The 25,838-nt window shown below is 73.7% G+C and carries 26 protein-coding genes; 13 read left to right on the forward strand and 13 right to left on the reverse strand.

The annotated features are described in order from the left end of the window. Window positions 1-189: 189 nt before the first annotated feature. Entirely contained in the window at window positions 190-1,623 is a 1,434-nt protein-coding gene (locus IG64_RS17250; RefSeq protein WP_037857002.1) for an alpha,alpha-trehalose-phosphate synthase (UDP-forming), read from the forward strand. A 43-nt stretch (window positions 1,624-1,666) separates the two neighbouring features. On the opposite strand, the gene otsB is transcribed toward IG64_RS17250, so the two are convergent. Genes otsB through IG64_RS17265 form a run of 3 tightly spaced genes read right to left on the reverse strand, consistent with a single transcriptional unit; the run spans window position 1,667 to window position 4,159 of the window. After that, entirely contained in the window at window positions 1,667-2,536 is an 870-nt protein-coding gene (otsB, locus tag IG64_RS17255; RefSeq protein WP_037857008.1) for a trehalose-phosphatase, read from the reverse strand. Window positions 2,537-2,589: 53 nt separating this feature from the next. Then, the gene (locus IG64_RS17260; protein ID WP_037857011.1) at window positions 2,590-2,850 is read right to left on the reverse strand and encodes a DUF3263 domain-containing protein; all 261 of its coding nucleotides are present in this window, start codon (window positions 2,848-2,850) and stop codon (window positions 2,590-2,592) included. 58 nt (window positions 2,851-2,908) lie between these two features. Continuing rightward, the gene (locus IG64_RS17265; protein ID WP_037857014.1) at window positions 2,909-4,159 is read right to left on the reverse strand and encodes an ABC transporter substrate-binding protein; all 1,251 of its coding nucleotides are present in this window, start codon (window positions 4,157-4,159) and stop codon (window positions 2,909-2,911) included. Window positions 4,160-4,285: 126 nt separating this feature from the next. On the opposite strand from IG64_RS17265, the gene IG64_RS17270 reads away from it, so the two are divergent. The 3 genes from IG64_RS17270 to IG64_RS17280 all read left to right on the forward strand — a co-directional run bounded on the left by IG64_RS17270 (window position 4,286) and on the right by IG64_RS17280 (window position 7,583). Next, window positions 4,286-5,245: an ROK family protein gene (locus IG64_RS17270; protein ID WP_078884054.1), complete on the forward strand. Its 960-nt coding sequence runs from the start codon at window positions 4,286-4,288 to the stop codon at window positions 5,243-5,245. 7 nt (window positions 5,246-5,252) lie between these two features. Then, the gene (nagA, locus tag IG64_RS17275; RefSeq protein WP_037857016.1) at window positions 5,253-6,395 is read left to right on the forward strand and encodes an N-acetylglucosamine-6-phosphate deacetylase; all 1,143 of its coding nucleotides are present in this window, start codon (window positions 5,253-5,255) and stop codon (window positions 6,393-6,395) included. Between the two features lie 258 nt (window positions 6,396-6,653). Then, window positions 6,654-7,583, forward strand: coding sequence for a 1-phosphofructokinase family hexose kinase (locus IG64_RS17280; protein WP_037857017.1), 930 nt, complete (start codon window positions 6,654-6,656; stop codon window positions 7,581-7,583). 16 nt (window positions 7,584-7,599) lie between these two features. Here IG64_RS17280 and IG64_RS17285 read toward each other — a convergent pair whose 3' ends face one another. Next, a complete protein-coding gene (locus IG64_RS17285; RefSeq protein WP_037857021.1) occupies window positions 7,600-8,559 on the reverse strand; it encodes a carbohydrate-binding protein in 960 nt (319 codons plus the stop codon). Between the two features lie 119 nt (window positions 8,560-8,678). Further along, on the reverse strand, window positions 8,679-10,349 hold the full coding sequence (gene cdgB / locus IG64_RS17290; protein WP_037857025.1) for a diguanylate cyclase CdgB: 1,671 nt from the start codon (window positions 10,347-10,349) through the stop codon (window positions 8,679-8,681). Between the two features lie 367 nt (window positions 10,350-10,716). Between cdgB and IG64_RS17295 the strand changes: the two genes are divergently transcribed. Next, complete coding sequence (locus IG64_RS17295) at window positions 10,717-11,301, forward strand: flavin reductase family protein (protein WP_078884055.1); 585 nt, start codon at window positions 10,717-10,719, stop codon at window positions 11,299-11,301. A 472-nt stretch (window positions 11,302-11,773) separates the two neighbouring features. Continuing rightward, entirely contained in the window at window positions 11,774-12,343 is a 570-nt protein-coding gene (locus tag IG64_RS17300) for a GNAT family N-acetyltransferase (protein ID WP_078884056.1), read from the forward strand. 40 nt (window positions 12,344-12,383) lie between these two features. Here IG64_RS17300 and arfB read toward each other — a convergent pair whose 3' ends face one another. Next, window positions 12,384-12,821 (reverse strand): alternative ribosome rescue aminoacyl-tRNA hydrolase ArfB, encoded by a 438-nt coding sequence (arfB, locus tag IG64_RS17305; RefSeq protein WP_037857032.1) that lies wholly within the window; start codon window positions 12,819-12,821, stop codon window positions 12,384-12,386. A 199-nt stretch (window positions 12,822-13,020) separates the two neighbouring features. Here arfB and IG64_RS17310 point away from each other — a divergent pair, with 199 nt between their 5' ends. After that, on the forward strand, window positions 13,021-13,596 hold the full coding sequence (locus IG64_RS17310) for a TerD family protein (protein ID WP_037857035.1): 576 nt from the start codon (window positions 13,021-13,023) through the stop codon (window positions 13,594-13,596). Window positions 13,597-13,711: 115 nt separating this feature from the next. Beyond that, entirely contained in the window at window positions 13,712-14,227 is a 516-nt protein-coding gene (locus IG64_RS17315; RefSeq protein ID WP_037857037.1) for a GNAT family N-acetyltransferase, read from the forward strand. A 58-nt stretch (window positions 14,228-14,285) separates the two neighbouring features. Here the strand turns inward: IG64_RS17315 and IG64_RS17320 are convergent, their stop codons facing one another. Continuing rightward, on the reverse strand, window positions 14,286-15,725 hold the full coding sequence (locus tag IG64_RS17320) for a M1 family metallopeptidase (RefSeq protein ID WP_107474279.1): 1,440 nt from the start codon (window positions 15,723-15,725) through the stop codon (window positions 14,286-14,288). Between the two features lie 6 nt (window positions 15,726-15,731). Between IG64_RS17320 and IG64_RS17325 the strand changes: the two genes are divergently transcribed. Continuing rightward, window positions 15,732-16,232, forward strand: coding sequence for a hypothetical protein (locus IG64_RS17325; protein WP_037857041.1), 501 nt, complete (start codon window positions 15,732-15,734; stop codon window positions 16,230-16,232). 204 nt (window positions 16,233-16,436) lie between these two features. On the opposite strand, the gene IG64_RS17330 is transcribed toward IG64_RS17325, so the two are convergent. Further along, window positions 16,437-17,138, reverse strand: a complete 702-nt coding sequence (locus tag IG64_RS17330; protein ID WP_037857044.1) for a pentapeptide repeat-containing protein — start codon at window positions 17,136-17,138, stop codon at window positions 16,437-16,439. 349 nt (window positions 17,139-17,487) lie between these two features. Between IG64_RS17330 and IG64_RS17335 the strand changes: the two genes are divergently transcribed. Continuing rightward, on the forward strand, window positions 17,488-18,996 hold the full coding sequence (locus tag IG64_RS17335; protein WP_107474280.1) for an MFS transporter: 1,509 nt from the start codon (window positions 17,488-17,490) through the stop codon (window positions 18,994-18,996). Window positions 18,997-19,138: 142 nt separating this feature from the next. On the opposite strand, the gene IG64_RS17340 is transcribed toward IG64_RS17335, so the two are convergent. Both IG64_RS17340 and IG64_RS17345 read right to left on the reverse strand, forming a co-directional pair. After that, window positions 19,139-20,575, reverse strand: a complete 1,437-nt coding sequence (locus IG64_RS17340; protein ID WP_199811607.1) for an NAD(P)/FAD-dependent oxidoreductase — start codon at window positions 20,573-20,575, stop codon at window positions 19,139-19,141. A gap of 9 nt (window positions 20,576-20,584) precedes the next feature. Beyond that, on the reverse strand, window positions 20,585-21,250 hold the full coding sequence (locus IG64_RS17345) for a rhomboid-like protein (RefSeq protein WP_051813009.1): 666 nt from the start codon (window positions 21,248-21,250) through the stop codon (window positions 20,585-20,587). A gap of 10 nt (window positions 21,251-21,260) precedes the next feature. Between IG64_RS17345 and IG64_RS17350 the strand changes: the two genes are divergently transcribed. From IG64_RS17350 to IG64_RS17360, 3 genes are all read left to right on the forward strand, one after another. Further along, on the forward strand, window positions 21,261-22,181 hold the full coding sequence (locus IG64_RS17350) for an aminoglycoside phosphotransferase family protein (protein ID WP_107474281.1): 921 nt from the start codon (window positions 21,261-21,263) through the stop codon (window positions 22,179-22,181). A 228-nt stretch (window positions 22,182-22,409) separates the two neighbouring features. Next, on the forward strand, window positions 22,410-23,468 hold the full coding sequence (locus IG64_RS17355) for a right-handed parallel beta-helix repeat-containing protein (protein ID WP_037857050.1): 1,059 nt from the start codon (window positions 22,410-22,412) through the stop codon (window positions 23,466-23,468). Window positions 23,469-23,551: 83 nt separating this feature from the next. Further along, window positions 23,552-24,580 carry a methyltransferase gene (locus tag IG64_RS17360; protein ID WP_037857054.1) on the forward strand — a complete coding sequence of 343 codons (1,029 nt, stop codon included), beginning with the start codon at window positions 23,552-23,554 and terminating at the stop codon, window positions 24,578-24,580. 130 nt (window positions 24,581-24,710) lie between these two features. Here IG64_RS17360 and IG64_RS17365 read toward each other — a convergent pair whose 3' ends face one another. The 3 genes from IG64_RS17365 to IG64_RS17375 are packed head-to-tail and all read right to left on the reverse strand — an operon-like array spanning window position 24,711 to window position 25,814. Beyond that, the gene (locus IG64_RS17365; RefSeq protein WP_037857056.1) at window positions 24,711-25,043 is read right to left on the reverse strand and encodes a TcmI family type II polyketide cyclase; all 333 of its coding nucleotides are present in this window, start codon (window positions 25,041-25,043) and stop codon (window positions 24,711-24,713) included. A 26-nt stretch (window positions 25,044-25,069) separates the two neighbouring features. Further along, entirely contained in the window at window positions 25,070-25,555 is a 486-nt protein-coding gene (locus tag IG64_RS17370; protein ID WP_037857058.1) for an SRPBCC family protein, read from the reverse strand. A gap of 1 nt (window position 25,556) precedes the next feature. Beyond that, the gene (locus IG64_RS17375) at window positions 25,557-25,814 is read right to left on the reverse strand and encodes an acyl carrier protein (protein WP_037857059.1); all 258 of its coding nucleotides are present in this window, start codon (window positions 25,812-25,814) and stop codon (window positions 25,557-25,559) included. Window positions 25,815-25,838 lie beyond the last annotated feature (24 nt).

The following is a 25,838-nucleotide window of genomic DNA, read 5'->3' on the forward strand; positions in this document are numbered from 1 at the left end:
CCCCGGAACGGGTGGCCCGGCCGGAAGCGGCCGCGGGACGGTGTCCGGGCCCTGGCGCGGGCCGCCGCGCGGGTGACCGGGCCCGGGTGCGGGCCGCCGCCGGACGGGTGGCCGGGACCGGACCCGCGGCGGGGGCGGGCCGCCGCCGCGTACGTTTGAGCGTTCGAGAGCCGGGCTAGGTTGAGGACCATGGCTGCAACGCACGGTGCCGAAGTGCTGGTCGCGTCCAATCGCGGACCGGTTTCGTACGAGCTGCGCGAGGACGGCTCCCTGCACGCGAAACGCGGCGGCGGCGGGCTGGTCTCCGGTCTCTCCGCGATCGGCCCGGACGCGGGCGCGGTCTGGGTGTGCGCCGCGCTCGGCGACGCCGACCGGGAGGCCGTACGGCGCTTCGAGGACGGCCGGCGGCTGCCGGCCGAGGACACCGGCGGCCAGCGGGTCCGGATGCTCGACATCGCCCCGGACGTCTTCTCCGACGCCTACAACGGCATCGCCAACTCGGTGCTGTGGTTCGTCCACCACATGCTCTACCAGACCCCGCTGGAGCCCGTCTTCGACGCGGAGTTCCGGCGCCAGTGGGCCTCGTACGAGGCCTACAACCGGGCGTTCGCCGAGGCGCTGGCCGAGGAGGCCGCCGAGGGCGCGGCCGTGCTCGTGCAGGACTACCACCTCACGCTGGTCCCGGGCATGCTGCGCGATTTCCGGCCGGATCTGCGGATCGGGCACTTCTCGCACACGCCGTGGGCGCCCGTGGACTACTTCCGGATGCTCCCCGACGACATCGCCGGGCAGGTGCTGCGCGGCATGCTGGGCGCGGACCGGCTCGGCTTCCTCACCCAGCGGTGGGCGGACGCCTTCGCGCAGTGCTGCGAGACGCTGGCCGGCGGGCTCGGCGGCACCCGCGTCGGGGTGCACGGGCTGGGCGCGGACGCGGAGTTCCTGCGCGAGCGCTCGCACCGGGCCGACGTCAAGGAGCGGATGGCGGCGCTGCGCGAGGAGATCGGCGCCGCCCCGGACGGCGGGGCCCGCCGGACGATCGTCCGGGTGGACCGCACCGAGCTGTCGAAGAACATCGTGCGCGGGCTGCTGGCGTACCGGCAGCTGCTCCAGGACCGCCCCGAGTGGCGCGAACGGGTGGTGCACGTCGCCTTCGCCTACCCCTCACGGCAGGACCTCGCCGTCTACCGGGAGTACACGGCCGAGGTGCGGCGGCTGGCGGAGGAGATCAACGAGCGGTTCGGCACGCCCGGGTGGACGCCGGTCGTCCTGCACGTCAAGGACGACTTCGCCCGCTCGCTGGCGGCCTACCGGATCGCGGACGTGGCGCTGGTCAACCCCATCCGGGACGGAATGAACCTGGTCGCCAAGGAGGTACCGGTGATCTCCGACTCGGGGTGCGCGCTGGTGCTGTCGCGGGAGGCGGGCGCGTACGCCGAGCTGGGCGAGGACGCGCTGGTGGTGAACCCGTACGACGTGGCGGGCACGGCGGCGGCGCTGCACGAGGCGCTGAGCATGCCCGGCACGGAGCGGTCCGAGCGGACGGGCCGCCTGGCCGCGGCGGCCACCGCGCTCCCGCCGGCCCAGTGGTTCCTGGACCAGCTGCACGAGCTGAACGCGGGCTGACCCGGTCCTCCACCGCCCCGGGCGCCCGCGCCGGCCCCGGGGCTCAGGCGTGCGCCGCCAGGGCACCGAGGAGTTCCACCACTCCCGCCGGGCCCGGGACCACCAGGTCGGCCCGCTCGGACAGTTCGGTCACCTCCGCGCTGCCGCTGCACACCAGGACGCCCGGCAGGCCGTCGGAGCGGAGCTTCTCCACGGCGGTGAAGGCGGGCAGGTCGCCGAGGTCGTCCCCGGCGTAGAGGACGGAGCCCGCGCCGAGGCCGCGGACGAGGTCCAGGAGGGCGACGCCCTTGTCCATGCCCGGCGGGCGCAGTTCGAGGACCATCCGGCCGGGTTCGACGATCAGCCCGTGGCGGGCGGCCAGGTCGGCGAGGGGCCCGCGCAGGGCGTCGAAGGCGGCCTGGGGGTCCTCGGCGCGCCGGGTGTGCACGGCCAGGGAGCGGCCCTTCTCCTCGATCCAGGTGCCCCGCCAGGCACCGATCCGGTCCAGGAAGCCGGGCAGCTCGGCGCGGACGGCGGCGACGCCGGGGTGCGGGGCCGGGGCGGTGACGGTGCCGGTGGCCGCGTCCCAGCGTTCGGCGCCGTAGTGGCCGAGGACGACGAGGTGGTCCAGGCCGGGGACGCCGGCGAAGCCGCCGTGCCGCACCGCCACCCCGGCGGGGCGGCCGGTGACCACCACCACGGCGGCCACCTTCGGGGCGAGCGCGGCCAGGGCGGGCACCGCGCCCGGGTGCGCCCTGGCCTGGTCCGGGTCGGGCACGATCGGTGCGAGCGTGCCGTCGAAGTCGAGCGCGATCACCGCGCGCTCCGGCCGCGCGAGCAGTGCGGCGAGCCCGTCCCGTCCGGCCCGCGTGGCGGGCGTCGGCAGGGCGGGGGCGTCGGGGGCGGGGTTGGTCGAGTCGGTGTCGTGGCCCATACGCCGAACCTATCCACACACGGCCGGGCCCACTCCTCGGCGGCGGCCGCGGCTCAGCGCTCGGACCGCCGCGCCTGACGCACGCGGCGCAGCCGGTTGACGGTCACCGGGTCGTGCGCCAGGGCGCGCGTGTCGTCGAGCAGGGCGTTGAGGAGCTGGTAGTAGCGGACGGGGGAGAGCCCGAGTTCCTCGCGTATCGCGCGCTCCTTCAGGCCGGGGCCGGTGAAGCCGCGGCGCTCCAGGGCGAGGATCTCCCGCTCCCGCAGCCCGAGACCCGGCTCCCGCTCGCCGCCCGCGTCGTCGTCCACGTCCATACGGGCACGGTAACCCCGGCCACCGACAACGCGCCGGGCGGAGCCGGCTCCGCCCGGCTCAGCCCGCGTTCTCCCTGGCCTCGGCCTCGGAGGCGAGGGTCTGGAGCTGGTTGAGGACGCCCGTGGGGTCGCCGCCCGGGGTGACCGTGCCGCCGATGCGCTTCTTGACCTCGGCGCTGACCTGCGCCCAGGACGTCTTGCCCGCCGGGTAGAGCTGGGCGAGGGACAGTTCCTGGAGGAACGGCCACAGGTTCTTGTCCTGCGGGGCCGCGGCCATCGCCTCGGAGGCGGAGGTGGTGACGGGCAGCAGGTCGTACTCGCGGGAGAAGTCCAGGACGTTCTTCTCGCTGTAGACGAAGTCGAGGAAGTCCCCGATCTCCTTCTTGTGGCCGCCCTTCTTGAAGGCCATCATCCAGTCGGTGACGCCCATGGTGGCCTTGGGCGTGCCGTCCCTGCCCGGCACCGGCACCATGCCGAACTTCACGCCCGCCCGCGTGGCCTTCTTCATCAGCGTGGGGTGGCCGTTGAGCATGCCGACCTGGCCCTTGGCGAAGGCGTCGAAGGCGTCGGCGCGGTTGAGCTTGCCGGGCGCCACGGGACCGGTCAGGCCCTTGCCGACCAGTTCGTCCTTGAGCCAGGTGAACGTCTCGGCGTTCTGCGGGGAGTTGATGGTGTACGTGCCGATGTCGTCGGTGTAGCCGGCGCCGCCGCTCAGCAGCCACTGCATCGTCTCGGCCTGCGCCTCCTCGGGGCCGAGCGGCAGCGCGTAGGGGTACTTCACGCCCTTGGCCTTCAGCGCCTCGGCGTCGGCGGCGAGCTGGTCCCAGGTCCTGGGCGGGGTGAGGTCCGCCTGGGAGAAGAGCGTCTTGTTGTAGAAGAGCACGCGGGTGGAGGCGGCGAACGGGATGCCGTACTGCAGGTGGCGCACCTGCCCGGCCTCGGAGAGCTGGTCGAGGAAGTCGGCCTGCACGGCTATGGAGAGCAGGTCGTCGGCCTTGTAGAGCAGGCCCTGGGAGGCGTAGTCGGCGTACGCGCCGATCTGGGCCATGTCCGGCGGGTCCCCGGCGTCGACCATCTCCTTGACCTTGCGGTCGACGTCGGTCCAGGAGTAGACCTTGACGTCGACCTTCACCCCGGAGTGCTGGGACTCGTAGTCACGGGCCAGCTTGTCCCAGTACTTCTGGGAACCGTTGGCCGAGGAGTCACCGTAGTCGGCGGCGACCAGCTTGAGGGTGACGTCGGAGGATCCGGTGCTCCCGCAGCCGCCGAGGACCGAGGTCATGCCCAGCGCGGACACCGCCGCGATCATTCCTGCCCTACGCCGCTGCACTGCGTTCCCGCCCCAACCGTCTCGCGTTCACCATGTGGACACGATAGGTCTACACCAGGCCAGTGGACTAGACCTCTCCCGGGTCCAAGGGCCACACTGTTCCGCGTGAGACACGTCATCGCGCTCGATGTGGGCGGCACCGGCATGAAGGCCGCACTGGTCGACGAGAACGGCCTGCTGCTCCACCAGGCGCGCCGGCCCACCGGCCGCGAGCGCGGCCCCGAAGCCGTCGTCGAGGGCATCCTCGGCTTCGCCGCCGAACTGCGCGCCCTCGGCGCCGAGCGCTTCGGTGAACCGGCCGCCGCGGCCGGCGTCGCCGTTCCCGGCATCGTCGACGAGGCGCGGGGCGTCGCCGCCTACTCGGCCAACCTCGGCTGGCGCGACGTACCCCTGCGCGACCTGCTCGCCGAGCGGCTCGGCACCCCCGTCGCCCTCGGCCACGACGTGCGCACCGGCGGCCTCGGCGAGGGCCGGCTCGGCGCGGGCAAGGGCGCCGACCGGTTCCTGTTCGTCCCGCTGGGCACCGGCATCGCGGGCGCCATCGGCATCGAGGGCCGGGTGGAGGCGGGCGCGCACGGCTTCGCCGGCGAGATCGGGCACATCGTCGTCCGGCCCGGCGGCACCCCCTGCCCCTGCGGCCAGCGCGGCTGCCTGGAGCGGTTCGCCTCCGCCTCCGCGGTCAGCCTGGCCTGGGCGAAGGCGTGCGGCGACCCGGACGCGGACGCGGCGGACTGCGCCAAGGCCGTGGAGTCGGGCGACGCGCGGGCCGGCGCGGTGTGGCAGGAGGCCGTGGACGCGCTCGCCGACGGCCTGGTGACCGCGCTCACCCTGCTCGACCCGCGCACGCTCATCATCGGCGGCGGTCTCGCCGAGGCCGGCGAGACGCTCTTCGCGCCGCTGCGGGACGCCGTCCGGCAGCGGGTCACCTTCCAGAAACTCCCCGCCATCGTCCCCGCGGCCCTCGGCGACACCGCCGGATGCCTGGGCGCGGGCCTGCTCGCCTGGGACCTCCTCGGCACCGCCGCGCCGGCCCCCTCTTCCCCTTCCACGACTGACCGGAGGTAGCCACCAGATGGCCCCCAGCAAGGTTCTCGACGGAGCCCGGGTGGTGCTGCCCACCGGGATCGCGGACGGCGGCCGTGTGGTCGTCGACGGCACGCGGATCGCCGCAGACGCCCCGCGGAACGCCGAGACCGTCGACGTCACCGGCCACTGGCTGGTCCCCGGCTTCGTCGACCTCCACAACCACGGCGGCGGCGGCGCGGCCTTCTCCGGCTCGGCCGAGGACGTCATGACCGCCGTCCGCGCCCACCGCGCGCACGGCACCACCACCCTCGTCGCCTCCACCGTCACCGACGAGATGGACCTGCTCACCCACCAGGCCGGGCTCCTGTCGGAGCTGGCCGAGCAGGGTGAGATCGCGGGCATCCACTTCGAGGGGCCGTTCATCTCCCCGTGCCGCAAGGGCGCCCACTCCGAGGCGCTGCTGCGCCACCCGGACCCGGCCGACGTGCGCAAGCTGGTCGACGCGGCCCGCGGCCACGCCAGGATGGTCACGCTCGCCACCGAGCTGCCCGGCGGCCTCGACTCCGTCCGGCTGCTCGCCGAGCACGGCGTGATCGCGGCGATCGGGCACACCGACGCCACCTACGAGCAGACGGTCGAGGCGATCGACGCCGGAGCCACCGTCGCCACCCACCTGTTCAACGCGATGCCGCCGCTCGGCCACCGCGCGCCGGGCCCGATCACCGCCCTGCTGGAGGACGAGCGGGTCACCGTCGAGCTGATCAACGACGGCGTCCACCTGCACCCCGCCGCCCTGGAACTGGCCTTCCACCACGCGGGCGCCGCCCGGGTCGCCTTCATCACCGACGCCATGGACGCCGCCGGCTCCGGTGACGGCCGCTACCTGCTCGGCCCCCTGGAGGTCCAGGTCACCGACGGCGTGGCCCGGCTGGTCGAGGGCGGCTCGATCGCGGGCTCCACGCTGACCCTGGACCGGGCGTTCCAGCGTGCGGTCACCGTCGACCGGCTGCCGGTCGAGGACGTGGTGGCCGCGCTGTCCGCCAACCCGGCCCGGCTGCTCGGCATGGACGACCGCGTCGGCTCCCTGGAGCCCGGCAAGGACGCCGACCTGGTGCTGCTCGACGAGGACTTCGTCCTCAAGGGCGTCATGCGGCGCGGCGCATGGGTGGTCGACCCCCGGCTGGGCTGATCCGCCCGGCACCGGGGCGGCCTCCGTACGGCGCGCGCTGTGCTCGTACGCCACTCGCGCGGTGCTCGTACGGTCTCCGTCCCGCACCGCGGTCGCGCTCCGTGCGGTACGCGGCCGCCCGCCCGGACGCTGCGGCCGGTACGGGGGGTGGGCGGTTCGCCGTCCGTTTGGCATGATCGAAGCTCCGGCGGACCGCCGGACCATCGTGACAGGCGCACGTGCGTGACGAGCGCACTTACTCGGGGGAGGCCGGCCCACGTGATCCTCACGGTCACGCTGAACACCGCTCTCGACATCACCTACCGGGTGCCGTCCCTGCGGCCCCACACCTCGCACCGCGTGTCGGAGGTGACCGAGCGGCCCGGCGGCAAGGGCATCAACGTGGCCCGGGTCCTGGCGGCCCTCGGCCACCAGGTGACGGTCACCGGCTTCGCGGGCGGTGCCACCGGACGCGAGGTGCACGCCGGGCTCGCGGCCGAGCCCGGCGTGACGGACGCGCTGGTCCCGGTGGCCGGCGCGACCCGGCGCACGGTGGCGGTGGTCGACGAGCACACCGGCGACACCACCCAGCTCAACGAGCCGGGCCCGCTCGTCACCGCCGCCGAGTGGTCCGCCTTCCAGGACGCCTACGCGAGCCTGCTGCCCTCCGCGGCGGCGGTGGCGCTGTGCGGCAGCCTGCCGCCGGGACTGCCGGTGGGCGCGTACGCGGGACTGGTGCGCGCCGCGCGCTCGGCGGGCGTGCCCGTCCTGCTGGACACCAGCGGGGAGGCGTTGCGCCGCGGCCTGGCCGCCCGCCCCGACATCATCAAGCCGAACGCCGACGAACTGGCCGAGCTGACCGGCTCCCACGAGCCGCTGCGCGCCACGCAGGACGCCCGCAGGCGCGGCGCCCGCACGGTCATCGCCTCCCTCGGCGCCGAGGGCCTGCTCGCGCACACCCCCGAGGGCATGTGGCGGGCCGCCCCGCCCGCCCGCGTCCACGGCAACCCGACCGGCGCGGGCGACTCCGCGGTCGCGGGCCTGCTCTCCGGCCTGGTGGAGAAGCTGCCCTGGCCGGACCGCCTGGCCCGCGCGGTCGCCCTGTCCGCGGCGACGGTGCTGTCCCCGACGGCCGGCGAGTTCGACCGCGCGGCCTACGAGAAGCTGCTGGGGCGGGTGGAGGTGACGGGGCAGGTCAGCGCGGCGTGAGAGTCAGCCGCCGGACTCAGGAGGACCCGACCCAGCCCTTGACCAGCCACAGCTGGTCGAGGTAGGCGTCGCACTGGTCGCCCTGCTCGCACGAGATCTTGAGGGTGTTCGTGCCCTTGTTGAGCTGAAGCCAGTTGTAGGTCTTCGTCCAGCCCTTCTCGTAGTCCCCGTCGCCCGCGCCCGCCCAGTTCTTCAGCTTCACCGCCGTGGTGGACGGGGTGCCGTTGACCGTGAGGGTGGCCTTGCCGTCCTTGCCGGGGACGCTGTAACCGAGGTAGACGCTGTACTTGCCGTCCTCCGGTATGCCGTTGACGGTCCAGGTGACGGAGGCGCCGGGCTTGTTGAAGTTGTTGACGTAGACGCCGCCGGCCGACTGGGCGCCCTTGACGTCGGAGGCGGTGGTCGCGCCGCCGCCCAGCAGCAGGGCCTTCGCGTCGATCTTCGGGAGTTCGCCGTCGGCGGCCACGCTGCTGCTCGGCGACGGGGCCGGACCGCTGCTCGGTGGAGCCGTGGGGGTCGAACCGCCCGCCGCGGAGTCGCCCTTGTCGTCGGACTTGTCGCCGATCATGGCGACGCTGATGCCGATGACGACGGCGGCGACCACCGCGACGGCGCCGATCAGCAGGCCCTTGGTGTTGGGGCCCCGCCGGCCGCCACCGCCGCTGCCCCGGCCCGGCTGCTGCCGGGGCGGCTGTGCGCCGCCGGGCAGGGTCTCCGGCGCGGCGTAGTGGGCGTTCGGCTGGCCGTACGCGCCCTGCTGCGGGACCTGGCCGTAGGCCGCCGTGGGGGCCTGGGGGGTCTGCTGGGTCTGCTGGCCGTACTGGCGCTGACCGACGGCGCGGACCCGGTTGACCGAGCCGGGGTAGCCGTAACCGCCGGAGGGCGGCTGGGCTCCGTTGGCCTGACCGTCGGCGTACAGGTAGCCGAACGGGTCGTCGTCCTCGGGCGTGCTCGGGCCGTTGTCGCCGGGCGTCATCCCTTGGTCTCCTCAACAGTGCGGGTCGGGTGCAGTACGTCGTGAGATTGGACCGAGCCTACCCGCTCCCCCGGGCCCGAACGGGTGACTCACCCCGCACCCTGCCGCTGACCAGCGGTTTATCCGGCCCGCCGATGCTGTTTGGGACGAGATCGTTTCTCGACGTACATCCGTTCGTCCGCGGACTTCAGCACTTCGTCCGCCGTCATCCCGCAATGTGCCCATCCGATGCCGAAGCTGGCGCCGACCCGGACGGCCCTGCCCTCGGCGCGGATGGGCTGGATGATCTCGTTGCGCAGGCGCACGGCGAGGTCCTCGGCGTCGGCGCGGCCGAGGCCGTCGGCGAGGATCACGAACTCGTCGCCGCCGAGCCGGGCCACGGTGTCGCCGTCCCGCACGCCGTTGGACAGGCGCCGGGCCACCTCGATGAGGACGGCGTCGCCCGCGTTGTGCCCGAACCGGTCGTTGATCGACTTGAAACCGTCGAGGTCGCAGAAGAGGACGGCGAGCCCCTTGGCGCCGTCGTCCCGGTCGCCCTCGGGGGCGACGGTGTGCACGTGGTGGTCGTAGGCGTCGTAGACCTGCGGGCCGGCGTCGAAGTCGAAGCCGTGGTCGTGTCCGGCGCCGGCGGCGGCGTGCGCCGGGTGGCCGTACGCGGCGTCCAGGGACTCCAGGTCGCCGGGGAGCGCGGAGTGCGAGCGGCGGCACAGGCGCGCGGAGAGCCGGGAGCGCAGTTCGGCGGAGTTCGGCAGGCCGGTGAGGGAGTCGTGGGAGGCGCGGTGGGCGAGGTGCAGCTCGCGGCGCTTGCGCTCCTCTATGTCCTCGACGTGGGTGAGCAGGAAGCGGGGGCCGTCGGCGGCGTCCGCGACGACGGAGTTGCGCAGGGAGACCCAGACGTAGGTGCCGTCGCGGCGGCCCAGGCGCAGTTCCGCCCGGCCGCCCTCGGCGGAGGTGCGCAGCAGGGTGCCTATGTCCTCGGGGTGGACGAGGTCGGAGAAGGAGTAGCGGCGCATCGCGGAGGCGGGGCGGCCCAGCAGGCGGCACAGGGCGTCGTTGGTGCGCAGGATCCGTCCGTGCTGGTCGCCGCCCATCTCGGCGATGGCCATGCCGGAGGGGGCGTACTCGAAGGCCTGCCGGAAGCTCTCCTCGCTGGCGCGCAGGGCCTGCTGGTCGCGCTCCAGCCGGACCAGGGCGCGCTGCATGTTGGCGCGCAGCCGGGCGTTGCTGATCGCGATGGCCGCCTGGAACGCGTACACCTGCAAAGCCTCGCGGCCCCAGGCGCCGGGGCGGCGGCCGCCCCGCGGCCGGTCCACGGAGAGCACGCCGAGCAGCTCGCCCGGCGAGCCCGCGGGCGCGCCGGGCGCGTACATCGGGGCGAAGAGGCGGTCGGAGGGGTGCCACTCGTCCTCGAAGCGGGGAGCGGGTCCGTCGGTGTACCACTGCGGGACGTCGTCGTCGTCGAGGACCCAGCCCTCGGTGTGCGGGATGAAGACCAGGTCGCCCCAGGCCTCGCCCATGGCCAGGCGGCGGTCCCAGGACTCGCGGGAGCCGACCCGGCCGGTGATGAGGGCCTCGGCGGCGGGGTTGCCGGAGAAGGCGGCCACGACGAGGTCGCCGTCGGGGCGTACGAGGTTGACGCAGGCCAGTTCGTAGCCGAGGCCGGTCACGACGCCGTCGGCCACGGTCTGGAGTGTGTCGGCCAGGCTGCGCGCGGTGTTCATGTCCGCCATGACCTGGTGCAGTTGCCGCAGGGTCGCAAGACGGACATAGGGCTCCGACTCGGTCTCCATGCTCGCCCTCCCCCCGAGACCTCGCAGTGAATCAAAGGGTTCTCTTCGGCGTATCGTGCCGTGCGGTCTACGCCACTGAATCACAGCGTGAAGCCCACTCGGTACACAGGGTCAACAATTCACGCCCCTTGTGACTCAAGTCACAACTGAACGTGAACAATTGACTGGAGTTTCTGCTTTTTTCCGAAGTGTTCACTGAACGCAAACTTGTGCTGTGCGGCCATGATGCACGAGAGATCGCGGGAACGGGCTGGAATCGCTGGTTCCGACGAGCCGCGACGAGCGGGGCGGTGGGTCCTCGGACCTAGGACCGGGGTCGGGCCAGGGCCCGATGCGCGGGGCGCGGGCCGGTCATTAGCGTTGATGTGTGCTGAACACTTCCCCCGCCCCGTCCTGCGCCCTCGCCCCCGCCTCCCCCGGGCATGCTGAGGGGGTGACCGACGACGAGTTCCGTGCCGCGATGTCCCGCCTGGCCGCGGGCGTGGTCCTGGTGACCGCGCAGGAGCCGCCGCTCGACCCGGAGGACCCGCTCGCGCCGGGCGGGGAGGACGTGGGGATGACCGCGACGGCGTTCCTGTCGGTCTCCCTCGACCCGCCGCTGGCCCTGGTCAGCCTGCGCGAGGGCTCCCGCATGGACGACCTGCTCGCCGAGCAGCCGCTGTGGGCCGTGTCCGTCCTGGCCGAGAGCCAGCGGCACATCGCCGGCCGCTTCGCCATGAAGGGCCGCATCAGCGACCGCCTGCTCTTCGCGGACATCCCCTGCGTCCGCGGCGAGGTGTCCGGCGCCCCGCTGGTGGGCGGCGCCCTGGCCACCCTGGAACTGCGCACCGAGCAGCGGGTCCCGGCGGGCGACCACACGCTGGTCGTCGGCCGGGTCCTGTCCGCCCGGCTGCCGAGCGCGCAGGGCGGCCCGCTGATGTACTTCCGCGGCCGCTACCGGCACCTGGGCTGACGCCTCGGCCGGGACGCCCGGGACGCGGTGGACGTGCGGGGCACCGGCCGCCAGGTCCCCGACATCCGGTGTCCGCGCGGGGCGAGGGCCGCCAAAGCCCGCCACCCGGTGACCATGCCGGACACGGGCCGCCGGGGGCCCGTGATCCGGTGACCGTGCGGGGCGACGGCCGCCAAAGCCCGCCACCCGGTGACCGTGCTGGGCGAGGGCCGCCGGGGGCCCGTGATCCGGTGACCGTGCGGGGGCGACGGCCGCCGGAGGGCGTGATCCGGTGACCGTGCGGGGCGACGGCCGCCAAAGCCCGCCACCCGGTGACCGTGCTGGGCGAGGGCCGCCGGGTGCCCGTGATCCGGTGACCGTGCTGGGCGAGGGCCGCCGGGTGCCCGTGATCCGGTGACCGTGCCGGACACGGGCCGCCGGAGGCCCCGTAATCCGGTGGCCGTGCGGCGCGCGGGCCGCCTACCGTGCGCGCATGACGACGCCCCCCGCGCCCGCCACCGCTCCGGCTCCCTCCGCTTCCCCGGCCTCCGTCCCCGCGCCCTCGCCGCGCCTGGAGGAGATCACCCCCGGCAACCTCGACGCCGCGCTCGGCATCCGGGTCCACCCGGCCCAGGAGCACGCGGTCGCGCCGGTGGTGAAGTCCCTCGCCGAGGCCTACGTCCACCCGGGCACCGCGTGGCCGCGGCTGATCACCGACGGCGGCCGGCCCGTGGGCTTCCTGATGGCCTTCCTCGACATCGACTGGCACCTGGACGGCAGCGTGATCCGCTCGGGCCTGTGGCGGCTGAACATCGCGGCCGGTGAACAGGGCCGCGGCTACGGCCGGTTCGCGGTGCACGCCGTCGCCGCCGAACTCCGCCGCCGGGGCGCCACCCGGATGTACGTCTCCTGGCACCCGGGCCCGGACGGCCCGGAGCGCTTCTACCTGCGGCTCGGCTTCCGCCCGAACGGCGAGACGAGCGGCGGCCAGACGGTGGGCGTCCTGGACCTGGCCCGGGAACCGGCCGGTCCGGAGGCACCCGGCACCGCGCCGAGCGCCTGACGAGAGGGGCCCGGCCAGACCCGGGTCCCGTCGTCAGGACCTAGCCCCAGTCCCGCCCCGATCGCCCCCGTTTCGTCTGCGAGCGCTGCTTCTTCTCGCGCAGGCGGCGCTCGTTGATGCCGCGGGGGATGCGGGTGGGCCTGCGGGGCTGGGGCGGGGGTGCGGTGGCCTCGGCGAGGAGGGAGGCGAGGCGGACCGCGGCGGCCTCGCGGTTGCGCCACTGGGAGCGGTGCTCGGAGGCGCGGACGGTGACGACGCCGTCGACGAGCCGGCCCGCCAGCCGCCGCAGGGCGCGCTCCTTCCACACCTCGGGCAGCGCCTCGGTGCGCGCCAGGTCGAAGCGCAGTTCCACCTGGCTGTCGGTGGTGTTGACGTGCTGGCCGCCGGGCCCCGAGGACCGCGAGAAGCGCCAGGCCAGCTCGGCCTCGGGGAGCGCGACGGAGCCGCGGATGACATAGGGACCGGACATGCCCTCCATGGTCCCGCGCCTGTCCGGGTCACGTCACCGGGTTTTCCCGGACACCCGGCGGCGCGCCGTCCCGCCGCCGGTCCGGGCCGTTCGGGCCCGGCTTGGTAAAAAAGGTAAAGACATCCGGAACCATGGGGACCCCTCTCGGCGTTCCTAGAGGTGGCGGTAGCTTCGTCCGCACACGCAACGAGGGAAGGGACTCCCAACAATGGCTGTAAGCCTCTCCAAGGGCGGCAACGTCTCGCTCACCAAGGAAGCGCCGGGCCTGACCGCCGTCACCGTGGGCCTCGGCTGGGACGTCCGCACCACCACCGGCACGGACTTCGACCTGGACGCCTCCGCCATCGCGGTCAACGCGCAGGGCAAGGTGTACTCCGACGCCCACTTCGTCTTCTTCAACAACAAGCAGACCCCGGACAGCACCATCGTCCACACCGGTGACAACCGCACCGGCGAGGGCGCGGGCGACGACGAGGCGATCAACGTCAACCTCGCCGGGCTCCCGGCCGACATCGACAAGATCGTCTTCCCGGTCTCCATCTACGACGCCGAGAACCGCAGCCAGAACTTCGGCCAGGTCCGCAACGCCTACATCCGCATCGTCAACCAGGCCGGCGGCGCGGAGATCGCCCGCTACGACCTGTCGGAGGACGCCGCCACCGAGACCGCCATGGTCTTCGGCGAGCTGTACCGCAACGGCGCGGAGTGGAAGTTCCGCGCGGTCGGCCAGGGCTACGCCTCGGGCCTGGTGGGCATCGCCCAGGACTTCGGTGTGAACGTCTGACGGACCGCCGCACCCGGCCCGGAGCCCGGACCCGCCGTCGCGGGTCCGGGCTCCGGCGCCTGTCCGCGCGCAGGAGACCCCGGACGCCCAGGGCGTGCCGCGATACGTTGCGCGCATGATCCTCCAGCCCCTGTCGTTCTCTCCCGACCACGGCCTGCCGCCCGGGCTGCTGGCCGAACTCACCGCGCTCTACGCCTCCCAGCGTGACTTCCACGCCCTCAGCGGCGACTTCCCCGACCCGGACGCCATCAGCCCCGAGCAGGTCGCCACCGCACTCGCGGACGAGCTGGCCCACCCGGACGCGCAGGTGCTGCTGGCCCGCAGCGAGGGCGCGCTGGTGGGCATCGCCATCACCCTGGACCACCATCCCGATCCGGCCGACCCCGACCCGTGGATCGGCCTGCTGATGGTGGACGCGGCGGCCGGCCGCCGGGGCCACGGCAGACGGCTGGCGTCCCTGGTCGAGGACCGCTTCCGCGCGGCGGGCCGCACCGCCGTGCGCCTGGCCGTCCTCGACGGCAACCGGGCCGGCCTCGCCTTCTGGACCGCCCTCGGCTACGGCGTCGTCGACCACCGCGCGGACCGTGGCCGGGGCCGTCCCTGCACGGTGCTGCGCAAGGAACTGGTCTGAACAGCGACGCCCCGCGGTCGACGCCGGCGGACCGGATCCGCCCGCCCCGCCGGGTTCCTCACGGGCGGGCGGGCTTGCCCTCGCCGTACAGCCAGTCCCGCCAGATGGCGCTGAAGTCCTTGCCGGGCGCCTTCTTCTCGACGTACGCCGTGAAGTCGGCGGTGGAGGCGTTGCCGTGGCGGTGGGCGGCGGCCCAGCCCTGGGCGATGGCGTAGAAGGCGTCGTCGCCGACCGTCCGGCGGATCATGTGCAGGACCATCGCGCCGCGGTCGTACACGGGCGCGTCGGAGATGACCGCGGCGCTGCCCGGCCGGCCGGGCGGATAGGCCCAGACGTCCGTGCCGTTGTCGCCCTCGCCGCGGTAGACGGTGTCGAAGGTCTCCTGCGCGCTGGGGCCGTCGTGGTCCTCCGCCCACAGCCACTCCCCGTACGTGGCGAACGACTCGTTGAGCCACATGTCCCGCCAGCTCTTCGGGGTGACGGAGTCGCCGTACCACTGGTGGACGAGTTCGTGGACGAGGGTGGTGGTGTCGGGGGCGCTGGGGAAGGCGGGGCGGTTCTGGGTCTCCAGCGCGTAGCCGACACCGGGGACGCGGTCGACGATCGCCCCGGTGGAGGAGAAGGGGTAGGGACCGAAGTTGTACTCCGCCCAGTCCATGATCTCGGGGATCTGCGCGAGCACCGGTTCGCTCGCCCCGGCCAGCGCGGGATCGACCGCCGTGTACACCGGCAGGCCGTTGCCGAGAGTGGACCGGCTCACCTTGAAGTCGCCGATCGCGACCGTGGCGAGGTAGGTCGCCATGGGCTCGCCGGTGTGCCAGCGGTACGTCGTTCGGCCCCCGCTGGTCGTCGTGCTCTTCAGCTCGCCGTTGGAGACGGCCGTCAGTTTCCGGCCCGCGGGCACGCTGACGGAGATGTCGTACGTGGCCTTGTCCGAGGGGTGGTCGTTGCCCGGGAACCACGCCATCGAGCCGACCGGCTGTCCGAGGGCGAGGGCGCCGTCGGCCGTGGGCAGCCAGCCCTCCTTGGACCCGCCGGGGTCGGTGAGGGTGCGCGGGGTGCCGGAGTAGCGGACCGTGGTGCTGAAGGTCTCCCCCTGGGCCAGGTCGTCGTGCGGCCGGACGGTCAGCTCCTGCCCCGCCCGGTGGAAACGGGCGCCCCGCCCCTCGACGGTCACGCTCTCCACCTCCATCCCCTGGAGATCGAGGTCGAAGGCGGACAGGTCCTCGGTGGCGCGGGCGGTGATCACGGCCGTGCCGGTGAGGCGGCGGTGGTCCGGGTCGTAGGCGAGCGTGAGGCCGTAGTGGCTCACGTCGTACCCGCCGTTGCCCGCCCTCGGGAAGTACGGGTCGCGCAGGCCGTACCCGCCCGGCCGGCCGTGGACGCCGCCGTCGCAGGCGGTCAGCGGGAGGGCGCACAGCAGTAACGCGCCGGCGGCTCGGACAAACAGTGCGGTTCGGGACACGAGTGCGATCTTATGCGGCGGCCGTGACACCATCCCTACGTGCTCGACATCGGCTACGCCCTCTCCAACCGCTTCCCCGACCCCCCGCAGACGGACTACCGCCGGGCGGACGTGCGCACCCTGCGCCACGACCTGTTCTGCGGCGACGTCTATCTGGCGGACACCCGGTCGGACCGGGAGCTGGCCACGGCCTGGGGCTGGGTGCCGGTGCTCGACTTCGCGTGGGCCCTGTGCGACATCGTGGAAGAGGTGGACCGGGACCCGGCCGGTTCCCGGGCGGCGCGCCCCCAGCGGGCCGAACTGGACTTCACCGAGTCCACCGACCGCATGCTCTTCGAGCGCCGCTTCGGCTGGGTGGACATCGAGGCCGACTGGATGCCGGCCGAGGAGCCCCCGCTGTCCTTCTCCCACACCGAACTGCGCCGGGAGGCACGCGACTTCCTGCACGACCTGATCGCCGACCTGTGCGACCTGCACGAGGACCTGGCGGAGAACCCCGCGCTGTGGACCCTCCAGGCCCGCTTCCCCCGCCTGCCCTGACCCCGTCCGCCGGGCCACGGTGTCGCCGTCCCCGCCGGTGCGACCGCCCGGCCGGCGCACCCCCGCCGTTGTGAGCGCCCGGCCGGCAGGCCCATGGCCGGTGTGACCGCCCGGGCGCCGCGCCCCCCGACCGCGCGCCCCCGCCCGCCGCCGGACCCCTGCCCGGCGCGCCGCCGTCCGGCACCGCGCCCCGCGCCCCGCCCCTCAGTCCTCCACCCTCACCCCCAGTTCCGCCGCCAGCACCGGCGCCAGGTCGAGCAGCTGCCCCGTGCTGATCACCGCCCCCGCCAGCCGGTCCACGCCCCGCGCGATCTCCAGACGGGCGGCCCCGCGCAGGTCGACGTCGGTGAGCGCCGCCCCGCCGAAGTCGACGCCCGTGAGCACGCAGTCCACGAACTCGACCCGCTCCAGCCGGGCTCCCCCGAAGTCCGGCTCGACCAGGACGCAGCCCTCGAAGACCACGTCCCGCAGCCTGGCCTTGCGCAGGTTCAGGTAGTCGATCTTGCCGCCGCGGATGCGCACCCGCTCCAGCACCGCGCCGTGCGACTGCACCCCGCCCAGCCGGGCGTCGGTCAGCTCGACGTCGCGCAGCGTCGCCTCGGCGAGGTCCGTACCGACGCCCCGTACGCCGGTGAGGACCGTGTCGAACAGGCGCGCGCGGCGCAGCGACGCGTCGTCCAGGACGCAGCCGCGCAGCGCGCAGTCCATGAACCGGGCGCCCGCGCCGTCCTGCCCGGCGAAGTCGGTCTCCCGGAACTCCAGCCCGTCGTAGTCGCCGTCCGGGACCAGACCGGCGCCTTCGTACGCCTCCAGCGCGGGCAGCCGCACCTCGGGCCGCCGCGCCGCCTTCACCCGCCCCCGGCCGCCGCCCGCGCCGCCGGTGCCGTCCGCCGCTCTCCTCGCCATGCCCCCATCGTGCACCCCGCCACCGACAGCGCCCGGCGCACCCCGCCCGGCCGCGCGGACACCGGCGATGTCACACACCGCGGCCCTCGGACGGCCGTACCCGAAGCCGGGCCCGCTGTCCGCCGCGTTCGTGCGGGAGCGGCTGCGGCGGGCCGCCGAGCTGCCGCCCGGGACGCACCGCCCGCGCGGCGCCCGGCCCCGCCCGGCCCGGCCGGGCACCCCCGCCTCCCGTGCCCCGGACCGGGGAGCCCGCCCCACGGCCAGTTCCACGGGACTCCGGGATGCGGCATGTGCCGATTCATGCTGTTCTGGCGGGATGAGTATCACCCGAAAAGGTGAATCCTCCGTCATGCACCGGCACCCCCGTCCCCGGCACCAGCCCCGCCACGCGCGCCCCTCGGACGCGCACCGCTGGTGGGCGCTGGTGGTGATCGCCATCGCGCAGCTGATGGTGGTGCTGGACGCGACCATCGTGAACATCGCCCTGCCCTCCGCCCAGCGCGACCTGCACATGTCGGACGCCAACCGCCAGTGGGTGATCACCGCCTACACCCTCGCGTTCGGCGGCCTGCTCCTGCTGGGCGGGCGCATCGCCGACCTGGCCGGGCGCAAACGCACGTTCGTCATCGGGCTCGTCGGCTTCGCCGCCGCCTCCGCGTTCGGCGGCGCGGCCACGTCCTCGGGCCTGCTCTTCGGCGCGCGGGCCCTGCAGGGCGCCTTCGCCGCCGTCCTGGCGCCCTCCGCGCTCTCCCTGCTGACCACGGCCTTCACCGATCCGCGCGAGCGCGGAAAGGCGTTCGGGATCTACGGCGCGCTCGCGGGCAGCGGCTCGGCGATCGGTTTCATCCTCGGCGGCCTGCTGACCGAGTACCTGGACTGGCGCTGGTGCCTGTACGTCAACGTGCCCATCGCCGTCGTCGCCGTGCTCGGCGCCTTCGCGCTGCTGCACGAGCGGCCGGGGCACGCCGGTGCCCGGCTGGACGTGCCGGGCGCGGTGCTGGGCTGCGGCGGTCTGGTGGCCGTCGTCTACGGCTTCAGCGAGGCGCAGCCGCGCGGCTGGACGGACGCGCTGGTGCTGGCCCTGTTCGCGGCGGGCGCGGCGATGCTGGCGGCGTTCGTGTGGTGGCAGACGAGGGCCCCGGTGCCGCTGCTGCCCCTGCACGTCCTGCGTGAGCGCAACCGGGCCGGCTGCTTCCTGACCATGCTGCTGGCGGTGATCGGCATGTTCGGGCTGTTCCTCTTCATGACCTACTACCTGCAGGAGATCCTCGGCTACTCACCGCTGCGGACCGGGCTCGCCTTCCTGCCGCTGACCGCCGCGATCGTCGTCGGCTCCACCCAGATCTCGGCCCGGCTGCTGCACCACGTGGCGCCCCGCGCGCTCATGGTCCCGGGGATGCTGCTGGCGGCGGGCGGTCTGCTGCTGCTGACCCGGCTCACGGTCGCCTCGCGGTACACCACCGAGGTGCTGCCCGCGCTGCTGCTGATGGGCCTCGGCATGGGCCTGACCTTCATGCCGGTGTTCGCCACCGCCACCGCGGGCGTCGCCGCGCGGGACGCGGGCGTGACCTCGGCGACCGTGAACACCGCGCAGCAGGTGGGCGGTTCGATCGGCACCGCGCTGCTCAACACGGTCGCCATTTCCAGCAGCACCGCGTACATCACCGCGCACCTGCGTGCTCCGGCGGACCGGGCCCGGGTGGTCCCGGAGGGCGTCGTGCACGGCTACACGGTCGCGATCTGGTGGGCCGCGGCCGTCATGCTCCTGGCCGGGCTGGCCGCCGGCCTGATGGTGACGGCCCGCGCGCCCAAGCACACCGCGGCCGGGAAGGCGGTACCGGAGTCGGTGGTCCCATGAACCCGCGAGGGGCAGGGAGGGTTCCGAGTTCGCACCCGGAACCCTCCTCCTGCGCACGCTCGCGGGACGGGGGCGTGCCCGCGAGGTGCGTGCCCGGCGTGCCCGCGAGGAGGTGCGGCGCGGGGCCCGGGGCGGGTGCCCCTCAGTGGCGTCCCGCCACCCGGTCCGCGAGGCGGGCCAGCCGGGAGGAGCGGGCGCTGTGGGTGAGGGTCTCGCGGCGGTCCGCCGTGCGGTAGGTGGCGTACATGCCCTGCACGCCCAGCCAGCGCAGCGGTTCCGGTTCCCACCTGCGGACCTTGTGCCCGACCCAGGGCAGTGCGGTGAGCGCGGTCGCGCCCGCCGCGCCGGAGTCGAGCCGGACCAGGTCGGTCAGGGTGCGGGCGGCCAGGTTGGTGGTGGCGACGCCCGAGCCGACGTAGCCGCCCGCCCAGCCGAGGCCGCCGGCGCGGTCCAGGGTGACGGTCGCGCACCAGTCGCGCGGTACGCCGAGGACACCGGACCAGGCGTGCGTGATCCGCAGCCCGGCCAGCGAGGGGAAGAAGCCGACGAGGATGTCGCGCAGGTCGCGGACGGTCTCCCGCTGGGTGCGGCCGTCGTTGTCGGTGCGCGAGCCGAAGCGGTACGGCACTCCGCGGCCGCCGAGCGCGATGCGGCCGTCGGCGGTGCGCTGGGCGTACATGTAGGCGTGCGCCATGTCACCGAGGGTCTCGCGGCCGTCCCAGCCGAGCGCCGCCCACTGCGCCTCGCTCAGCGGCTCGGTGGCGATCATCGAGGAGTTCATCGGCAGCCAGGTGCGCCGCTGGCCCTTGAGGGAGGCGGTGAAGCCCTCGGTGCAGCGCAGCACGTAGGGGGCGCGGACGGTGCCGTATGGAGTGAGGGCGCGGCGGGGGCGGATCTCGGTGACCGGCGTCGCCTCGTGGATCGTCACGCCGAGCGCCTCCACCACCGCGGCCAGGCCCTTGACCAGCCTGGCCGGGTTCAGGCGGGCGCCGTGCGGGGTCCAGGTGGAGCCGACCGCGTCGGCGACCCGGATCCGCTCGGCCGTCCGCCGGGCCCCGTACAGCTCCCGGTCCTTCTCGCCGTAGGACAGTTCGTGCTCGTGGAAGGCCTTCAGGCGGGCCAGCTGGGCGGGGGTGCGGGCGACCTCCAGGACGCCGCCCTTGTGGATGTCGGCCGCGATGCCCTCCTCGGCGGCGACGCGGATCACCTCGTCCACGGTGTCGTTCATCGCCCGCTGGAGCCGTACGGCGGCCTCGTGGCCGTGCAGTGCCGCGTACCGGTCGCGGCCGGCGACGCCGTTGTAGAGCCAGCCGCCGTTGCGCCCGGAGGCCCCGTAGCCGCAGAACTTCTGCTCCAGCACGGTGATCCGCAGGGACGGCTCGGCCTTCTTCAGGTAGTACGCCGTCCACAGTCCCGTGTAGCCGCCGCCGACGATCACCACGTCGGCGCTCGCGTCCCCGGTCAGCGGCTCGCGCACGGCGGGGATGCCGTCGTCCGCGAACCAGAAGGAGATGCCGCCGTTCACGACGCCGCCGTTGCCTGTGCCGCCGCCCGCGGCATTCCTCGCCGAGCTGCTCATGGCCGGACGTTAACGCCTGGTGGGTGCCGGTGTCTCCTTCGGATTCCGTGCTTTTCGGGCGCCCCTGGCCAGCGGCCGGCACCCCAGGCCGATCAGCACGGCGGTGAAATGCCCGAGATCGGTGAAGGTGCGCCCGGCCAGCAGCGGCACCCCGAAGAAGACGAGCACGGCGGCGGCGTACGGATACCGCCAGGGCCTGCGGATCCGGTAGGTCAGCACGCCCACCACCCCGGCGAGCGCGTAACTGACGCCCACGTCCAGGGTGTCGACCGCCGACGCGGGTGCCACCTGGCGGCTGATCGCCCACAGCAGCGCGCCCTCGCTGATCAGCGTGGCCAGCACGTGCGCGGCCACGCACACCAGCAGCCAGCGCAGGGTGCCCAGCCAGCGCTCGGCCTGCGCGTGGAAGAGCGAGTAGAGGGCGGCGTAGGGCAGCCAGCGCCCGCTCGGGATCCACATCGCGCTGGCGAACAGCACCCGCACCGGGTTGTCCGACAGCTCGTGGATGTTCGTCGACCGCTGCCGCAGGAAGTCCTCCTCGAAATCCGGCGACATGCGGTGCAGGGCGACGGTGGTGACGAACAGGACCAGCAGCCAGACGTACGTCCCAGGGGCGGCGCGCACGTACGCCGCCACCGCTCCGAGTCCGCGCCGAAACCGGATGACCCCGCTCACACCGGCCAGTATGGTCGGCCCGGTGATCGAGGTGCCCGCCGAGCTGGCCGCTGCGCAGGAGAAGTTCAACGGCGCGGCGGGCCGGGCCTTCGTCGCCGGGCTGCCCGAGCGGGCGGACCGCTTCCTCGCGCACTGGGACCTGCGCCTGGACGGCCCGCCGATGCACGGGGTGTGCGCGCTGGTCCTTCCGGTGGTACGGGCCGGGGGCGCCCCCTGCTCGCCGGAGTCCGGGGCAGGGACGCCGGCCGCGCTCAAGCTCCAGCCGCTGGACGAGGAGAGCGCGGGCGAGCCGGTCGCGCTGCGCGCCTGGGACGGCGAGGGGGCCGTACGGCTGCTGGAGCACGACGCACCCACCTGCACCCTGCTCCTCGAACGGCTGGACGAATCCCGGATGCTGTCGGCGCTGCCGGACAGCCGCGCGGCCGTCGAGGTGATCGGCGCGCTCCTCGCGCGGCTCACCTCCGTGGCCGCCCCGGCCGGGGTGCGGCGGCTGGGTGACATCGCGCAGGCGATGCTGGAGCGGGCGCCGTGGGCGCTGCCGCGCGTGCCGGACGCCGGCGACCGGCGGCTGCTCGCCGACTGCGCGGCGGCCGTGCGCGAGGTCGCCGGCGCCCCCGGTGACCGGCTGCTGCACTGGGACCTGCACTACGACAACGTGCTCGCCGCCGGCCGCGAGCCCTGGCTCGCCATCGATCCCAAGCCGCTCGCCGGCGACCCCGGTTTCGACCTGATGCCCGCGCTCGGCAACCGCTACGACCCCGCCGAGACCCTGTGGCGCTTCGACGCGCTGACCGCGCGGCTCGGCCTGGACAGGGAGCGGGCGCGCGCCTGGACGCTCGGGCGGGTGCTCCAGAACTGCCTGTGGGAGATCGAGGACGGCCGGCCCCTGGACACCGTGCAACTGGAGATCGGCCGGGCGCTGCGCGTCTGAGAAGGGCGCCGGGGAACCGGTCGCGCCGCGCCCCGGGGACCGGGCGCCGGGACGAACGGGCGCCCCGCGCGCCTGGAGCGGGCGCCGGTCCGAGCGAGCCCCGCGCACCTGGAGCGGGCGCCGTGCGGGGTGGGTCCGCGGGCGCGGGGCGCCGCCGCGCGGGTGTGACACGCCGCCGGATGGCCCATCGGGCAGTCCAGCGGGTCATCAGGTCATAGCGTACAGAATATGACGAAACGCCACATCTCCCTGCTGGTATGCGCCACGGCACTCGTCGGCTCCGGCGTGGCCGCCGCCGCGCCGGTCTCGGTGCCGGCGACGCACCTGGTCCACCCCGGGGAATCGATCCAGAAGGCGGTGGACGCCGCGCAGCCCGGTGACACCGTGCTGGTGATGCCCGGCACCTACCACCAGAGCGTCAAGATCACGACGCCCGGCCTGACCCTGCGCGGCACCGGCCGCTCCACCGTCCTGAAGCCGGCCACGAAGGCCACGGACGACTGCGGCAAGCGCGGCAACGGCATCTGCGTGGCGGGCACCAAGTCCAAGCGCCTCGTGGGTGTCACCGTCTCCCACCTGATCCTGACCGGCTACTCCCGCGCCGGCCTCGTCTCGGTGGGCGCCGACGGACTGACCGTCCGGCACGTGACCTCCGACAGGAACGGCGTCTGGGGCTTCGCCGAGGAACGCTCCGAACACAGCACCTACGAGCGCGACATCGCCCGGGACAACGGTGACGCGGGCATCTTCCTCGCCAACACCATCACCGCCGAACAGGGCGCCGCCGACTCCAAGGAGACGCTGGTCGCGCACAACCTGCTGGCGGGCAACCGGATCGGGGTCACCGTCCGCCGGCTGCGCAACCTCACCGTCGCCGCCAACGAGGTCACCGGCAACTGCGCGGGCGTCTTCGTCGTCGGCGACGAGAACAAGCCGAAGGCCGGCGCGCTGACCGTGCGCGACAACCGCGTCCTGCGGAACAACAAGTACTGCGCCAAGACCGACCGGCTGCCCTTCCTGCAGGGCTCCGGCATCGTCCTGACCGGCGCCGAGAAGAGCGAGGTCACCGGGAACCTGGTCACCGGGAACTCGGGCACGTCCCCGCTGTCCGGCGGCATCGTCCTGTTCAAGAGCTTCGTCGGCGCCACCAACGACGACAACCGGATCACCGGCAACTCGGTGACCGGCAACGCACCCGCCGACCTGGTCAACCAGGAGAGCACCAAGCGCGGCAACACCTTCGAGCGCAACTCCTGCCGGGCCTCCAGGCCCGCGGGGCTGTGCTGAACCGCCGCACCGCGATCCCGCACCACCGCACCACCAACGCCACCAGCGCCACCAGCACACCCCCGATGGAAGGAAGGCGGCACATGACGACCGCTCAGACCGCCCCACCGCCGTCCATGCGGCTCAGGGAGCTCGTGTTCGGGGCGGCATGTGCCGCCGCCCTGCGCGCCGCGGCCCGCCTCGGCGTGGCCGACGCACTCGGCGAGACCCCCCTGACCGCCGAGGACCTCGCCGCAGCGGTGAAGACCGAACCCAAGCCGCTGGGCCGCCTGCTGCGGGCCCTGACCTGCTACGGCGTCTTCGAAGAGCGCCCCGACGGCACCTTCGCGCACACCGACATGTCCCGGCTGCTGCGCGAGGACGACCCGGGCAGCCTGCGCAACATCTCCCTGTGGTGCACCGAACCGTGGACCTGGGACGCCTGGCCGAAGCTCGACGAGGCCGTGCGCACCGGCCGCAACGTCGTCGAGGACCTCTACGGCAAGGAGTTCTTCGTCTACCTCAACGAGGACGCCCCCGAGTCGGCGGACGTCTTCAACCGGGCCATGACCACCTCCAGCAAGCAGTCCGCCCGCGACGTCGCCGAACTCCTCGACCTGTCCGGCGCCGCCTCGGTCGCCGACATCGGCGGCGGCCAGGGCCATGTGGTGGCCAGCCTGCTGGAGAAGTACCCGCGCATGCACGGCACCCTGATGGACCTGCCGCGCGTCGTCGACAACGCCGACCCGCGGCTGCGCGAGGGCGGGGCGCTCGCGGACCGCGTGAGCATCGTGCCCGGCGACTGCCGCGAGGCCGTCCCGGTCCACGCCGACGTGTACATCATCAAGAACATCCTGGAGTGGGACGACGACTCCACCGCCCGCTGCCTGCGCAACGTCATGCGGGCCGGCGGCGCCAAGGCACGGGTCGTCGTCATCGAGAACCTCGTCGACGACACGCCCTCGATGCGGTTCAGCACCGCCATGGACCTGCTGCTGCTGCTCAACGTCGGCGGCGCCAAGCACACGACCAAGTCGATGGTGAGCCGCCTGGAGGCGGCCGGTCTGGTCATCGACGACATCAGCCCGGTCAACCCCTACCTGCACGCCTTCGACTGCACCGTCCCCGCCTGACCCGCCCGGCACCCCTGCGACGACGGCCGCCGGGCCCGCGACCTCGCGGGCTCGGCGGCCGTTGTCCGTCCGTCGCACGGCGTCCCCGTACGGCCTCCCGTACGACACTCCTGGTGTCGTCCCGGCCGCGTCAGCCGCGGCCGTCGCGCTCCCAGAGGTAGAAGCGCCGCGCCATCGCGTCCTTCGGCGAACGCCACGTCTCGGGGTCGTACGCGCTCACGTACGACGACAGCCGCTCGCTGATGTCCCGGAACTCGGGGTGTCCCGCCACCTTGGCGATGGCCGGGCCCGGGTCCCGGTCGGCCTCGACGAGGTGCATGTACACATCGCCGAACTGGAAGAGGCTGCGCCGGGTGACGCCCACGAGGTGCGGCAGCTCCCCCCGGTCGGACTCCTCGAAGATCTTGGCGATGTCCGGGGCCGAACCCGGGGCCATCCGGGCCACGATCAGGGCCTGGTGCATGTTCCGCTCCTGTCGTCCGCTCCGGCTCAGTCGGTGCTCAGGGCCGGCTCGGGCCGCCGCCCGGCCGCCGCGGCCTGCTCGACCTTGTCCCGGATGAGCGCCATCTGGACCTTGGAGTTCTTGTTGATGTTGTCGGTCATCCAGTCGTCGTCGACCGGCGCCTCCGGCTTCATCGCGAAGTCCTGGGTCCACACCATCCGGGTGCCGCCGGGGACCTCCTCGTAGGCCCAGTGGATGTCCATGTGGGCGAACGGCCCGGTCTCCACGCGCCGCGCCTTCACGGTGAGCGTGGCCCGGTCCGGCTCACGCTCGGAGACCCAGCTCCACACGGTGCCGTTCTCGTCGGGGTGCATGGTCAGCCGGAAGGTGCACTTGGCGCCCTCCTGCTTCAGGATCTCCGCGGAGGCGTACTCGCTGAACAGCTGCGGCCACTTCTCCACGTCGTTGGTCATCTCCCACACCAGGTCCACCGGTGCGGCGATGGTGATCTCGTTCTGCGTGTGTCCCGCCATCTCAGGCTCCTGCCAGAAGGGTGCTGTTGACGAGGTCGAGGAACTTCCGGGGCGTCTTGCAGCGCTCCGCGTCGGCCGGCATCGGCATGCCGTGCCGGTTCTCCAGTTCGCCCACGATGCCGAGCAGGCCGAGCGAGTCGATGCCGAGCTCGTCGAAGCCGGTGTCGGCCCGGTCCGTCAGTTCCTCGGGGCTGACGGTGATGCCGGCGGCCTTCTTCATGAGTTCGGACAGTTCTTCCACGGTGATTCGGTCACTCATGCGGGTTCCTCTCCTTGTAGCTCC

Origin of the sequence: Streptomyces sp. NRRL S-340 (assembly GCF_000720185.1) — a bacterium.
In the GTDB taxonomy this organism is placed as follows: domain Bacteria; phylum Actinomycetota; class Actinomycetes; order Streptomycetales; family Streptomycetaceae; genus Streptomyces.

Excerpts from the sequence above, each read along its gene's own strand:
- IG64_RS17250 (WP_037857002.1), top strand. The coding sequence starts at position 190 with ATGGCTGCAACGCACGGTGCCGAAGTGCTGGTCGCGTCCAATCGCGGA.
- otsB (WP_037857008.1), bottom strand. The coding sequence starts at position 2,536 with ATGGGCCACGACACCGACTCGACCAACCCCGCCCCCGACGCCCCCGCC.
- IG64_RS17260 (WP_037857011.1), bottom strand. The coding sequence starts at position 2,850 with ATGGACGTGGACGACGACGCGGGCGGCGAGCGGGAGCCGGGTCTCGGG.
- IG64_RS17265 (WP_037857014.1), bottom strand. The coding sequence starts at position 4,159 with ATGATCGCGGCGGTGTCCGCGCTGGGCATGACCTCGGTCCTCGGCGGC.
- nagA (WP_037857016.1), top strand. The coding sequence starts at position 5,253 with ATGGCCCCCAGCAAGGTTCTCGACGGAGCCCGGGTGGTGCTGCCCACC.
- IG64_RS17285 (WP_037857021.1), bottom strand. The coding sequence starts at position 8,559 with ATGACGCCCGGCGACAACGGCCCGAGCACGCCCGAGGACGACGACCCG.
- cdgB (WP_037857025.1), bottom strand. The coding sequence starts at position 10,349 with ATGGAGACCGAGTCGGAGCCCTATGTCCGTCTTGCGACCCTGCGGCAA.
- IG64_RS17300 (WP_078884056.1), top strand. The coding sequence starts at position 11,774 with ATGACGACGCCCCCCGCGCCCGCCACCGCTCCGGCTCCCTCCGCTTCC.
- arfB (WP_037857032.1), bottom strand. The coding sequence starts at position 12,821 with ATGGAGGGCATGTCCGGTCCCTATGTCATCCGCGGCTCCGTCGCGCTC.
- IG64_RS17310 (WP_037857035.1), top strand. The coding sequence starts at position 13,021 with ATGGCTGTAAGCCTCTCCAAGGGCGGCAACGTCTCGCTCACCAAGGAA.
- IG64_RS17315 (WP_037857037.1), top strand. The coding sequence starts at position 13,712 with ATGATCCTCCAGCCCCTGTCGTTCTCTCCCGACCACGGCCTGCCGCCC.
- IG64_RS17320 (WP_107474279.1), bottom strand. The coding sequence starts at position 15,725 with ATGGTGTCACGGCCGCCGCATAAGATCGCACTCGTGTCCCGAACCGCA.
- IG64_RS17330 (WP_037857044.1), bottom strand. The coding sequence starts at position 17,138 with ATGGCGAGGAGAGCGGCGGACGGCACCGGCGGCGCGGGCGGCGGCCGG.
- IG64_RS17335 (WP_107474280.1), top strand. The coding sequence starts at position 17,488 with ATGCACCGGCACCCCCGTCCCCGGCACCAGCCCCGCCACGCGCGCCCC.
- IG64_RS17340 (WP_199811607.1), bottom strand. The coding sequence starts at position 20,575 with ATGAGCAGCTCGGCGAGGAATGCCGCGGGCGGCGGCACAGGCAACGGC.
- IG64_RS17350 (WP_107474281.1), top strand. The coding sequence starts at position 21,261 with ATGGTCGGCCCGGTGATCGAGGTGCCCGCCGAGCTGGCCGCTGCGCAG.
- IG64_RS17355 (WP_037857050.1), top strand. The coding sequence starts at position 22,410 with ATGACGAAACGCCACATCTCCCTGCTGGTATGCGCCACGGCACTCGTC.
- IG64_RS17360 (WP_037857054.1), top strand. The coding sequence starts at position 23,552 with ATGACGACCGCTCAGACCGCCCCACCGCCGTCCATGCGGCTCAGGGAG.
- IG64_RS17365 (WP_037857056.1), bottom strand. The coding sequence starts at position 25,043 with ATGCACCAGGCCCTGATCGTGGCCCGGATGGCCCCGGGTTCGGCCCCG.
- IG64_RS17370 (WP_037857058.1), bottom strand. The coding sequence starts at position 25,555 with ATGGCGGGACACACGCAGAACGAGATCACCATCGCCGCACCGGTGGAC.
- IG64_RS17375 (WP_037857059.1), bottom strand. The coding sequence starts at position 25,814 with ATGAGTGACCGAATCACCGTGGAAGAACTGTCCGAACTCATGAAGAAG.